We start from the raw sequence: 12,557 nt of genomic DNA, 5'->3' as shown, positions 1-12,557 counted from the left end.
ATTTTATCAACTCATCCACACGTGCTTAATTATTAATTTATAAAGTTATTAATGTAAGCAAATTAATACAAACACAAACAAATGGAGGTTCTCATTAATGTCTTTGAAACGTGTCTGGAAAAAAAGCTTGGTTGGTGTGTTAAGTTTATCCCTTTTAGCAGCTTGTTCGAATAGTTCAGATGGAACAACGGTCAATGGGAATGATTTATCGCTCGCTGACATTACGGCAAAAGCAAAAAAAGAAGGTGCTATCAACTCGGTTGGGATGCCTGACTCTTGGGCGAACTGGGTAGAAACGTGGCAAGAAATTGGAACGGATTATAATTTGAAGCATACGGATACGGATATGTCGAGTGCGGAAGAACTAGCGAAGTTTGAAGCAGAGAAAAAGGATGCGACTGCTGATATTGGTGACGTAGGGATTGCTTTTGGACCGATTGCAAAAGACAAAGATTTAACTTTAGCTTATAAAACATCTTATTGGGATGACATACCGGACTGGGCAAAAGACGATGAGGGTCATTGGATTGTTGGATATACGGGCACTATTGCCTTTTTAACAGATAAAAATAATGTAAAAAATCCTCCAAAATCTTGGGATGATATTAAAAATGGGGATTATGTAGTAAGTATCGGGGATGCGTTAACAGCGAGCCAAGCACAGTTTGCCGTTTTAGCAGCTGCGATGGCTTATGGCGGGGACGAGAAGAATATTCAACCTGGTATTGATTTCTTTGCAGAGCTTGCGAAACAAGGTCGCTTTAAAGGAGATCCTACTGTAGCGAATTTAGAAAAAGGGGAAATCGATGTAGCGATTCTTTGGGACTTTAATACATTAGGTTACCGTAGTCAAATTGACGAGTCTCGTTTTGATGTCGTGATTCCAAAAGAAGGTTCTGTTACTTCTGGTTATGCAACTGTCATTAATAAATATGCGAAAAATCCACATGCCGCAATGTTAACACGTGAGTATATATTATCGGATGCGGGACAAGAAAATCTTGCAAAAGGATATGCCCGTCCAATTCGTGAAAATGTAAAGCTATCTTCGGAAGTGGAAGCTCTACTATTACCGCAAAGTATGTACGCAAATGCGAAACCTGTTGGCGATCAAAAAGCATGGGAAGAGACAACAAAGCAACTTCCACAAATGTTCCAAGAACAGGTATTAATTCATGTCAAGTAATCGTGTAGTGCTCATTGTGGTGGATGGGCTTAGATACGATACGGCGTGTACACATATGGGATATATGCAACATTTAGTCGAGAGAGAAGCAGCAGCTCGTTATGAGGTCTGTTCGGAAGTGCCGTCTTTATCACGACCATTATATGAAACGATTTTAACAGGCACTCCACCAATTATTCATGGTGTAACAAGTAATATGAACGTACGATTATCCAATCAAACAAGCTTGTTCCATTTAGCAAAAAGCAGCGGGAAAACAACCGCCGCTGCAGCTTACTATTGGGTGAGTGAGTTGTACAATCATGCACCGTTTCGTCTCTTCGAAGATCGTATTCAATTAGATACGAAGTTACCAATTGAAAATGGGTTGTTCTATTTTGAAGATCATTATCCAGATAGTCATGTATTTGCAGAAGCAGCATGGTTAATGGATCATAAGCAACCTGATTTTTTGTATATTCATCCGATGAATGTGGATGATGATGGACATAAGTTTACTGCGAATTCAAAGGAATACCGTAATCGTGTATTAGCGGTGGATTCTATTCTTTCCCTATTTATTCCAAAGTGTTTGGCACAGGGGTATGAGGTAATCATCACGGCCGATCACGGGATGACAAGTGATGGCAATCATGGTGGGAATACAGTGGAAGACCGACACGTCCCAATGTTCGTTTTATCGAAACAGGTAAGAGCGGGAATACATAAAGGGGTTGTATCACAGCTTGAAGTGGCTCCTTTAGTTTGTCGTTTATTGGATATAGAACCTTCGGAGGAAATGGTTCCGCTCCTATTAGAAGGTGTTCGTTCGTTAAAAGAGGCCTAGTGTCTCTTTTTTATTTTAAAAGGGAAGAAGGAATTGTATTGTCTTCTAAAAAACAAACATTCGTTTGGATTGTGCCATTTCTCGTGCTCATATTGCTATTTTTCGTTGTTCCTCTATTGTATATGGTTCTTTCCAGTTTTAGTAATAGTGATGGCTTTACTTTGAATCAATATAAAACGGTATTGACGAATAGTTATATTCTGCAAGGGTTTCAAAATAGCATTACACTAGCAGCCGCTTCGGCGTTGATTGCGCTAGTTGTAACGCTATTTGCCGTGTACGCAATTATGGGTTTTTCAGAGCCGGTTCGAGAGCGTGTGTTAATCATTTCTAATTTGACATCCAATTTTTCTGGTATCCCGTTAGCATTTGCATTTATCGTTTTGCTAGGGAATAGTGGGTTATTTACATTGTTATTTGATAAATGGGGAATTCATGCATTTTCTTCGTTTTCGTTATATAGCTGGAGCGGTTTATTGCTCATATATATTTACTTTCAATTACCTCTTTCACTGATGCTTTTATACCCAATATATTACGGAATTCAGCAACAGTGGAAAGATGCTGCAGCACTACTTGGAGCATCGCCTTTCCAATTTTGGACTAAAATTGGAATTCCAATTATGCTTCCTGGAATTGTTGGGACATTTAGTGTGCTGTTTGCAAATGCGATGGGCGCATATGCTTCTGCGTATGCATTGACAGCTAGTAATTATAATTTAGTTTCCATTCGAATTGGAGCATTATTATCCGGAGATATTTTTGCACAGCCAGAGCTTGCAAGTGCAATCGCAGTTTTACTTGGCGTAACGATGGTAACGGCAATGTTACTAAGTGAGTGGAGTATTAAGAAAACAAGGAGGAATTTATAGTGAAAAAAAGAAGTTTTGCTGATCTGTTTCTTGTCTTTCTTGTTTTGTATTTATTCCTCCCTATCATCGCGACGACACTTTATGCATTTGCAACAAACTGGAATAAGACGGTGTTACCTGAAGGATTGACATTTAAATGGCTCGCTACTTTATTTCAAGATACGAATTTTCTAGAAGCATTCGGTCGATCCGTGTTACTTTCTGGGGGAGCCGTTATAATCGCTTTATTGTTCATCGTTCCAGCTATTTTTGTTATCATTCTCTATTTTCCAAAGTACGAGAAATGGATTCAAATGGCGGTTGTAATGGTATATGCATTTCCAGGCGTAATTTTAGCGGTAGGTTTAATCCGTACTTATTCTGGGTTTGGTGTGCCGATGATCTTTGCTGTTTTAGGAGCGTATGTTATTAGTATTCTGCCATACATATACCAAGGAACACGTAATAGTTTGCGTAATGTGAATGCAAGACAGTTATTAGATGCTGCGGAGTTATTAGGTGCATCCAAAGTTCAAGCATTTTCGAAGGTTTTATTGCCTGCAGTATATCCAGGGCTGTTTGCAGGGGCGTTATTATCGTTTTCGGTGCTGTTTGGCGAATTTGTTTTGATTAACTTAGTTGTTGGTTCGCGTTTTGAAACAGTACAAATTTACTTAATGAAGAAATTAAGTACAAGTGGACATATTGCGAGTAGCGTTGTGTTTGTTTACTTAGTGTTAATGGGCATTTTAACATTTATCATCTATGTATTAACGAAACGATCGAAAGGAGTTGCAAATACATGAGTTACGTAGTAATTGAAGGTCTCCGCAAAACGTATGGTACTTCGGAAGTGTTATCTAATATTGATATGACCATTGAAAAAGGTGAGTTTGTAACGTTGTTAGGACCAAGTGGTTGTGGAAAAAGTACCATTTTACGCATTATTGCAGGACTGACAGATGTTACTTCTGGAGCCATTAAAATCGAAGGAAAAGTGATCAATAATATGCTGCCGAAAAAACGAGAAGTAGGAATGGTATTTCAGTCCTACGCTCTATTTCCAAATATGACGGTGAGAGAGAATGTGGCTTTCGGCTTAAAAATGAAAAAAATAGATAGGAAAGAAATTGACCTACAAGTAGAGGAAATGCTAGCAATTGTCCATTTGACAGATAAAGTAAATGCATATCCGCATGAATTATCGGGTGGTCAGCAACAACGTGTTGCGTTAGCAAGAGCACTTATCGTCCGTCCTAAGGTGCTGCTACTCGATGAACCACTAAGTGCTTTGGATGCCCAAATTCGTAAAAAGCTGCAAGCGGATTTACGTGCTATTCAAATGGAGCTTGGCATAACGATGGTTTTAGTAACACACGATCAAGAAGAGGCAATGGCTGTGTCGGATAAAGTTTTTGTTATGAGCAAAGGAGAAATAGCACAAAGAGGAACTCCAACCGAAATTTATACGAAACCAGAAAGTGAATTTATCGCAAACTTTATCGGAAATTATAATGTGTTTAGTAGAAAAGAATTGGAGCAGATGATTGGTGAAACATTACCTGGTGGCTGTTTAAAGTTTGCAATCCGCCCAGAGGCAATCCATTTGGAGGCGGCTCCTGGCGATTTAAAAATGAATGCAATTGCGAAAGAGTCTGTGATGAACGGAAATATTATTCGAACCGTTTTTCAGGAGGGTAATCGTTTGTTTTCTGTTGAGCAGCTTCATCATCGTGGGTATTCGATTGAACTTGGAAAGGCTTATGCATGCTTTGTCGCACGTGAAGATGTGATTGACTTAAAATAATGTAGTCTACGCTGGTTGTGGACTGTCGTTAATGGAGGTAAATAAAAATGAAAATAGACTATCATGTGCATTTGGAAGAAGGTCCTTACTCGTTAAGCTGGTTGGAGAGAACTTCATCTGCAATTGCTTCGTTTAATTTGCCAGATGGATTAGAAAAGGGTTCTAAAGAATTTGTTGTTTGGCAAGTAGATGCATGGAAAAATAGATTGGATAGTGGTTGCTACGCGGAAGATTGGCTTGATCTTTATTTGAAACGTGCGAAGCAGCTTGGGTTGAAGGAAGTTGGAATTGTAGATCATCTGTATCGTTTTCGTGAAACGAGAGAATATTTTGAGAAAAATATATTGTTGGATCCAGCAGATGATATAGGGAAAGTGCAATCTTACTGGTTGGACCGTGTGATGACCGATGATATGAAAGTTTTCGTGAAAGCCATTTTGTCTGCCAAAGAGAAGTGGAGTAGTGAAGGTATTAAGTTGAAGCTGGGTATTGAAGCCGATTATTTTGTAGGTTGTGAAGAGGAATTGGATGAGTTGCTTAGTGACCAGCCTTGGGATTTTGTCATTGGCTCCGTCCATTTTGTAGATGGTTGGGGATTTGATAATCCGCATACTGTAGATGTGTTTAACACGATGAATTTAAAAGAGTTGTATAGTCGTTTTTTTGAAACGGTGGAGAAAGCAATTCGTTCGGGGTTATTTGATTTTGTAGCGCATTTAGATAATTTGAAGGTGTTCAATTTCCGTGTTGAAGATGAGGATTTTAATAGAAAGTGGTATGAACGAATTGCAGATGCACTTGTTGAAACGGGTACTGCTACGGAAGTGAATGCCGGTTTATATTATCGTTATCCTGTGAAAGAAATGTGTCCGAGCCCTGAGTTTGTAAGTGTGTTAGTGGAACGTGGTGTAGCGTTTACTGTGTCATCGGATTCCCATTTTCCAGATGATTTAGGGAAATACACTGAAGAAAATGTAACTATGCTAAAAGCGCTTGGTGTGGACAAGTTGGTAGGATTTGACGGCCGAGTGAAGAAATATTATACCTTGTAGAATATTGGATAGGAAAAGCCCTCTTTGAGTAGCATTTGTACTTAAAAAGGGTTTTTATCTGCATTTAGTCTCGTGTAGGACGGAATTGGTCTCACCTCCAGGATGATTGGTCTTGAAATGCCATTAGTTGTAAAAAAACATTCCTTTTTTAGAAAAACAATTGCTCTTAAGCTCGTTGGTATTTTTTCACTGATTAGTGGAAAAGATATGATGGAGCATTTTAAAAAGGAGTGAATGTATTTGTTACAATTGCAAACCGATTTAGAAGGAAAAATGGCGTATTTTGGTGATCTGCGCAATCGAATTCAAAGTCTAGGATATTCGATTGGAGGGAACTGGGATTATCATAAAGGAAGTTTTGACAATGTTTTGTGGCGTGAAGAGGGAGAAACAATTTATTTAAGACTCCCATTCGAGGTGTTAGAGGGTGATCTGGATCACCATGAAGCGTATATCAGGTTTCAGACACCTTATGTTATCAAGCATGTCGTAAATGTTGGGTTGGACACAGATGAAAATTCATTACTAACCTCTTCGGGATTCGACCAATTCCAAGATCCTGTTGATAAAGATGGGAAAATTGAAAATAAAAATAGATGGACGCACGCTGGAGAACAGGCAGTGGAGCAAGTAGTACGACTAGTTCACTAATTACTTAATTTCAAAACCGTTTCGGAAGCCTCTGGCCGAAACGGTTTTATTTTTGAGATAAAAATATTTGAATAGATTAAATACATCATGGCGAGAATAGTTAGGAAATAATCGAACAGAAAGGACAGAAAGAGGAAGGATTCAAATATTGGGAAATACTTTTCGTGCATTTTGAATGAGCCAAGTAGATAGAACAAAAGGCATCGTCAGGATTGGTAAACCATACTGAAGTAAAAAAGTGTCTAAGCTTGCTGTAATGTGTACAGAAAGAATAGAGGCAAAAATGCCAGTAATCCAAGCATTTTTGTGTTTGGCTTCCAAAACGGCGGATACTGCAATCATTGTTAAAACTGCATTGTAATTGTAAAGACCTAAGTTGATTAAAGAAATTTCTCCCCCAAGGAAAAGAGCTGATAACCAACCTATAGCAGAACCGATAATTGCGTAAATTCCATATCTTATACTTCCTATGAAAATTGCAAGGAGGAAGATGACGGCGGGAACCATCTCATCTAAAAAAAAGATTTGTCCAATACCTTCTATTAATCCATGCCAATCGAGCGAACTGCCAATATCCCTTTCCCAATTCAATAAGTTTTGGGGAATAATATTTGCTCCTGGTTTAATGAAACTCAACCGAAATGATGTGCCGATAAAAAACCAGGTCAGAATGATGTATGGAAAGGTGAGGACAGGCATATCGAAATGCTTTGTTATATTCATCAAAGCGGCGGTTACAATGGCGGTAACACCTGCACAAACTAATGCAGTAATCCATTTATGGGGTCCTTCTAAAAATAAATAAATAGCTAACCCAGTAAGGACAGAGTTAAATCCAAAAAAACCAGTAACCCATATTTTTTTATCTGCACCACTAATAATTGCAACGAGTGTTCCAGTAATTGCTGAGCCGATTGTAATGAATCCTAGCGGAATAGAGTAGAGAAAAATTCCAGTTAAAATCAATAATCCAGAAATTATATTTTCAATAAAGACAACTTGTGAAATTCCTTTGACTGATGCGCTCATAAGTTGAATGAATTTTTCTTTCATAGTGGTCACCTCTCTTATCATGGAGCTTTAATTTAATTAATTAATCAATTAAGATTCTAATTATTTTACCCTCTTTTGCACAATATACACTCAATTGATTGGAGGAAAACGTATGCAATTGTTGCCACGTGAGCAAGAGAAATTATTAATTGTTGTTGCTGCTGATTTAGCAAGACGTAGAAAAGAAAGAGGCCTCAAACTGAACTATCCCGAAGCAGTGGCGCTGATCACGTATGAGATTTTAGAAGGTGCACGCGATGGGAAGACTGTAGCAGAGCTAATGTCTTATGGCGGAACGATTTTATCATCCGAAGATGTGATGGATGGAATAGGTGACCTGATTGATGACGTACAAGTGGAAGCAACTTTTCCAGATGGTGTGAAACTCGTTACTGTGCACTTTCCGATTAGCTAAAAAGGAGGATGTCGAATTGAGACCAGGAGATTATGTACTAAAAGAAGAGGACATTGTGTGTAACGAAGGAAAAGAAACAAAACGTTTATCTGTTGTTAACACTGGGGACCGGCCAGTACAAGTCGGGTCACATTTTCATTTTTATGAAATAAATACGGCGCTTGAATTTCAACGTGATGAATCATTTGGCTTTCGCTTAGATATACCTGCGGGATCTGCTGTCCGGTTCGAGCCTGGTGATCCAAAAGATGTTCAACTTGTCGCATTTGGAGGAGAAAGACGTGTGTACGGATTGAATTATAAAACGGAAGGCACATTAGATCGGGGGTAATGCTATGAGTTTTAAAATGTCGAGAGAACAATATGCTTCTATGTATGGTCCAACAACAGGCGATGCTATTCGATTAGCAGATACGGAACTTTTCATTGAAATTGAAAAAGATTACACCAATTATGGGGATGAAGTAGTTTTCGGAGGAGGGAAAGTGATTCGAGATGGAATGGGAAGTCACCCTCTTGCAACACGTGATGAAAACATCCCGGATGTGGTTATTACAAATGTGATCGTTCTTGATTACACAGGGATTTACAAAGCTGACGTAGCTATTCGAGACGGTAAAATTTTTGCAATCGGAAAAGCTGGGAACCCATTAGTAATGGATGGCGTGGATATTGTCATTGGTGCATCTACAGAAATAATTGCAGGGGAACATAAAATATTAACTGCTGGTGGTATCGATACACATGTGCATTTCATTAATCCTGCACAAGTGGAAACGGCATTGACGGCAGGTTTAACGACGTTAATAGGCGGAGGAACGGGTCCAGCAGAAGGATCGAAAGCAACAACTGTTACACCGGGTGAATGGAATATTCATCGAATGCTTGAAGCAGCAGAAGAAATGCCTATCAATGTTGGCTTTTTAGGGAAAGGACATGCAGCTGCGGAAGAACCGCTTGCGGAACAAATTCGTGCGGGTGCGATTGGATTAAAGGTACATGAGGACTGGGGAGCTACATACGCATGTATTGATATGTCCTTAAAAGTAGCAGATGAATATGACGTTCAAGTTGCTTTACACTCCGATACGTTAAATGAAGGCGGATTCGTAGAAAATACAGTCGCATCCTTTAAAGACCGTGTAATTCATACGTACCATACAGAAGGTGCTGGCGGAGGACATGCTCCGGATCTTATTAAAGTGGCAAGTCAAATGAATGTACTGCCTTCTTCTACTAACCCTACATTGCCTTATACGCAAAATACAGTTATTGAGCATATGGATATGTTGATGGTTTGTCACCATTTAAACCCAGATATACCGGAAGATGTTGCTTTCGCTGATTCCCGGATACGTGCGGAAACGATTGCCGCGGAGGACATTTTGCAAGATATGGGGATTTTCAGTATGACGAGCTCAGATTCCCAAGCAATGGGGCGTATTGGAGAAGTAATCATTCGAACGTGGCAAACTGCGGATAAAATGAAAAAACAGCGTGGAAAATTTGCGGAAGATCAAGGTATTGGGGATAACAATCGTGTAAAACGATATATTGCAAAATATACGATAAATCCGGCTATTACACATGGAATTTCGGAATACGTAGGATCAATTGAAGTAGGGAAGTTTGCGGATTTAGTTCTGTGGGATTCTAAATTTTTTGGGGCAAAACCAAACATGATTATTAAGGGTGGAATTGTAGTATCAAGTGTAATGGGAGATGCAAACGCTTCGATTCCAACACCACAACCAATTCTTTATCGCAGAATGTACGGAGCCATGGGAAGAGCGAAGTATAAAGCAGCCATTACATTTGTTTCAACGGCAGCATTTGAAGCAAAGGTGCATGAAAAACTTGGTTTGGAGAAAACGATACTACCTGTTCGTGGAATTCGTAACTTAACGAAAAAGGATATGAAATTAAATGGAGAAACTCCAGAAATTGAAGTGGATCCAGAAACTTACGAAGTACGTGTAAACGGAGAACATCTAATATGTGATCCAGTAGATGAAGTACCACTCGGGCAACGATATTTCTTATTTTGAGGTGATGAAATGATTATTGAAAAAGTTGTCGCGCATATCGATCAAATTGATCCAGATATTCTAGCGAAGACACATAAAGAAAAAATATTGATGGAAAGCAGTGACCTAGTGAAAAGAATTAATCGGGTCACAACTGATCATGGGAAAGAAATTGGTATTCGCTTAACGGAAGCAAAAGATTTGCGAGCAGGCGATGTACTTTATATGGATGAAAAAAATATGATTATTATAGAGGTTTTTCCGGATGATTTATTAATTATTCAACCTCGAAGTATGCATGAAATGGGAACAATCGCACATCAACTAGGAAATAGACATTTACCAGCTCAATTTGAGGAAGACCAAATGCTTGTTCAATATGATTATTTGGTAGAAGAGTTGTTGGAGCAGCTTGAAATTCCTTTTACACGTGACAGACGCAAAGTGAAACAAGCTTTCCGTCATATTGGGCATAGTCATGACTAACATGTTGTCTTTGCTTCAATTATGCGATTCCAATTTGCCGACGGGCGGCTTTAGTCACTCGTTTGGACTAGAAACGTATATACAAGAAAATAAAGTTTTGGATAAAGAGAGCTTTTCAAAATGGTTAAAAGTGTATTTAGATGAGCAACTCGTCTACTCGGACGGGCTTGCTTGTCGACTTGTCTACGAGGCATTAGCGGATAATGATTATCAAAAGATATGGGATTTAGACCGACGTATTACGGTTCAAAACTTGTCTCGAGAAACGAGGGAAGGTGCGCATAAAATGGGTGAGCGAATGCTTACTTTAGGCGTAGATTTATACACTAGTTCATTGTTAGAAATGTATAAAGAACGAGTGTCAAAAGAATTATCATTTGCGCATTCTGCAATTGTGTTTTCGATTATTACTTTTCAGCTGGATATTCCCCAAAAAATAGCGATTTCGGCATTTCTTTATTCTTCAATATCCGGATTAGTTCAAAATGCAGTTCGTGGAATTCCACTTGGTCAATCAGCTGGACAGCAGTTACTGCGAGATTTTCAATCATATATTGAGGAAGCTGTGAATAAAATAGGTTATCTGTCAGAAGAAGATTTTGGAGCAGTAGCACCGGGTCTAGAAATTGCACAAATGAAGCATGAAAGAGTGAATATCCGAATATTCATGTCTTAACTTTATTCAGCCTCTTGCCTTATAAAGGTGAATTTGATTAGGAAGGACGTCTTCGATGATGGAACCGATTAAAATTGGAGTAGGTGGACCAGTAGGCGCTGGTAAAACCATGTTAGTTGAAAAGTTAACTCGTCATATGGCAGATGAGATTAGCATGGCTGCGATAACGAACGATATTTATACAAAAGAAGATGCAAAGTTTTTAATGACAAATGGGGTTCTTCCAGAAGATCGTATTATTGGGGTTGAAACTGGAGGATGTCCTCATACAGCAATTCGGGAAGATACGTCTATGAACTCTGCTGCAATTGAAGAATTGAAAAAACTACATCCCGACCTGGATCTAATTTTTGTTGAAAGTGGTGGTGATAACTTAGCTGCAACATTTAGCCCAGAACTAGTAGATTTTTCGATTTATATAATTGATGTGGCTCAAGGAGAAAAAATCCCACGAAAAGGTGGACAAGGAATGATTAAATCGGATTTATTTATTATTAATAAAATTGATTTAGCTCCTTATGTTCATGCAAACTTAGATGTAATGGCTTCCGATACGAAAGTATTTCGTGGCAATAAGCCATTTATCTTTACTAACTTGCAAGACAACACTGGATTAGATGAGGTAATCGATTGGATTAGGAAAAATGTTTTATTGACAGGGTTGAAATAAAATGAAAAGTTGGACAGGGATACTACAGCTTGTGATGGAGAAGAAGAACGAAAAAACGATCACAAAAAGTGTTTTTTATGAGGGTGCATTAAAAGTAATGCGCCCGATTTATCTAGATAATTCAGGGCAGGCATGCTTTTTCATGTTGAATCCAGGAGGCGGTTATGTCGGTGGAGACCGCTATCGAATAGAAGTTACGCTTGAGGAACAGGCGGAATTAGTATTAACAACTCAATCCGCAACAAAAGTATATAGAACATTAGATGCTCCCGTCACACAGGAGACAGAAATTATCTTGAAAAAGGGTAGTATACTCGAATACATTCCTGATCCACTAATAGCCTATCGAGAGGCAAAATATCACCAGCATACGGTGATTAGAATGGAGAAAGGATCGACACTTCTTTATATGGATATCTTAACACCAGGCTGGTCCCCAGATGGTGAATGGTTTAGATATGATCATTTACAGTTGAAAAATGAAATATATTTGGAGGATCAGTTAGTCGCATTCGATCATTTAATGCTTCAACCTGCCAAATCACAAGTAAATGATATTGGCTTTATGGAAAGTTATACGCATTTAGGTTCGATGATCGTTGTCAGCAAACATTGCTCGCAGCATTTTCTAAATTTGTTGTATGAAGAGGTAGAACCTCATATCGGAAATTGTAAACTGGGTATGTCGATGTTGTCTGTGCCAGGATTCACACTCCGAATTCTAGCATCCTCTACACAGCAAATAGAAGAAATACTAGCGATATGTACATCTTTTATTCGACAAAAATGGTTCGGTAAAAAGTCTTTATCCTTAAGGAAATACTGAAAGTCATAGATAGATAAAATGATAAAGGGGT

15 protein-coding genes are annotated in these 12,557 nt (G+C 38.7%); 14 read left to right on the top strand and 1 reads right to left on the bottom strand.

Annotation, left to right across the window (positions count from 1 at the left end):
- Positions 1-97: 97 nt before the first annotated feature.
- From ACEPXG_RS16170 to ACEPXG_RS16140, 7 genes are all read left to right on the top strand, one after another.
- The gene (locus ACEPXG_RS16170) at positions 98-1,186 is read left to right on the top strand and encodes an ABC transporter substrate-binding protein (RefSeq protein WP_391204632.1); all 1,089 of its coding nucleotides are present in this window, start codon (positions 98-100) and stop codon (positions 1,184-1,186) included.
- Positions 1,176-2,012, top strand: coding sequence for an alkaline phosphatase family protein (locus ACEPXG_RS16165; protein ID WP_391204629.1), 837 nt, complete (start codon positions 1,176-1,178; stop codon positions 2,010-2,012). The genes ACEPXG_RS16170 and ACEPXG_RS16165 overlap by 11 nt, the downstream gene beginning before the upstream one ends.
- 38 nt (positions 2,013-2,050) lie before the next feature.
- A complete protein-coding gene (locus ACEPXG_RS16160) occupies positions 2,051-2,884 on the top strand; it encodes an ABC transporter permease (protein ID WP_391204626.1) in 834 nt (277 codons plus the stop codon).
- Positions 2,884-3,669, top strand: a complete 786-nt coding sequence (locus ACEPXG_RS16155; RefSeq protein ID WP_391204624.1) for an ABC transporter permease — start codon at positions 2,884-2,886, stop codon at positions 3,667-3,669. Before ACEPXG_RS16160 ends, ACEPXG_RS16155 begins: the two co-directional genes overlap by 1 nt.
- Entirely contained in the window at positions 3,666-4,670 is a 1,005-nt protein-coding gene (locus tag ACEPXG_RS16150; RefSeq protein WP_391204621.1) for an ABC transporter ATP-binding protein, read from the top strand. Before ACEPXG_RS16155 ends, ACEPXG_RS16150 begins: the two co-directional genes overlap by 4 nt.
- Before the next feature lie 47 nt (positions 4,671-4,717).
- Positions 4,718-5,722, top strand: a complete 1,005-nt coding sequence (locus tag ACEPXG_RS16145; protein WP_391204619.1) for a histidinol phosphate phosphatase domain-containing protein — start codon at positions 4,718-4,720, stop codon at positions 5,720-5,722.
- A 240-nt stretch (positions 5,723-5,962) separates the two neighbouring features.
- Positions 5,963-6,373 (top strand): YugN family protein, encoded by a 411-nt coding sequence (locus tag ACEPXG_RS16140; RefSeq protein ID WP_391204616.1) that lies wholly within the window; start codon positions 5,963-5,965, stop codon positions 6,371-6,373.
- 141 nt (positions 6,374-6,514) lie between these two features.
- Here ACEPXG_RS16140 and ACEPXG_RS16135 read toward each other — a convergent pair whose 3' ends face one another.
- Positions 6,515-7,426 (bottom strand): urea transporter, encoded by a 912-nt coding sequence (locus ACEPXG_RS16135; RefSeq protein ID WP_391204613.1) that lies wholly within the window; start codon positions 7,424-7,426, stop codon positions 6,515-6,517.
- 112 nt (positions 7,427-7,538) lie between these two features.
- Here ACEPXG_RS16135 and ACEPXG_RS16130 point away from each other — a divergent pair, with 112 nt between their 5' ends.
- From ACEPXG_RS16130 to ACEPXG_RS16100, 7 genes are read left to right on the top strand one after another with little or no spacing between them, the layout of a single operon-like run.
- Entirely contained in the window at positions 7,539-7,841 is a 303-nt protein-coding gene (locus ACEPXG_RS16130) for an urease subunit gamma (protein WP_391204610.1), read from the top strand.
- Between the two features lie 16 nt (positions 7,842-7,857).
- Positions 7,858-8,172 (top strand): urease subunit beta, encoded by a 315-nt coding sequence (locus ACEPXG_RS16125; protein ID WP_391204607.1) that lies wholly within the window; start codon positions 7,858-7,860, stop codon positions 8,170-8,172.
- A gap of 4 nt (positions 8,173-8,176) precedes the next feature.
- The gene (ureC, locus tag ACEPXG_RS16120; protein WP_391204604.1) at positions 8,177-9,889 is read left to right on the top strand and encodes an urease subunit alpha; all 1,713 of its coding nucleotides are present in this window, start codon (positions 8,177-8,179) and stop codon (positions 9,887-9,889) included.
- 9 nt (positions 9,890-9,898) lie between these two features.
- The gene (gene ureE, locus ACEPXG_RS16115; protein ID WP_391204601.1) at positions 9,899-10,354 is read left to right on the top strand and encodes an urease accessory protein UreE; all 456 of its coding nucleotides are present in this window, start codon (positions 9,899-9,901) and stop codon (positions 10,352-10,354) included.
- Positions 10,347-11,030 carry an urease accessory protein UreF gene (locus ACEPXG_RS16110; RefSeq protein ID WP_391204598.1) on the top strand — a complete coding sequence of 228 codons (684 nt, stop codon included), beginning with the start codon at positions 10,347-10,349 and terminating at the stop codon, positions 11,028-11,030. The genes ureE and ACEPXG_RS16110 overlap by 8 nt, the downstream gene beginning before the upstream one ends.
- A gap of 58 nt (positions 11,031-11,088) precedes the next feature.
- Positions 11,089-11,700: an urease accessory protein UreG gene (ureG, locus tag ACEPXG_RS16105; RefSeq protein WP_391209962.1), complete on the top strand. Its 612-nt coding sequence runs from the start codon at positions 11,089-11,091 to the stop codon at positions 11,698-11,700.
- A gap of 1 nt (position 11,701) precedes the next feature.
- A complete protein-coding gene (locus tag ACEPXG_RS16100) occupies positions 11,702-12,526 on the top strand; it encodes an urease accessory protein UreD (RefSeq protein WP_391204595.1) in 825 nt (274 codons plus the stop codon).
- Positions 12,527-12,557 lie beyond the last annotated feature (31 nt).

Origin of the sequence: Psychrobacillus sp. L4 (assembly GCF_042944905.1) — a bacterium.
In the GTDB taxonomy this organism is placed as follows: Bacteria; Bacillota; Bacilli; order Bacillales_A; family Planococcaceae; genus Psychrobacillus.
This window is presented reverse-complemented; position numbering and strand designations above follow the sequence as displayed.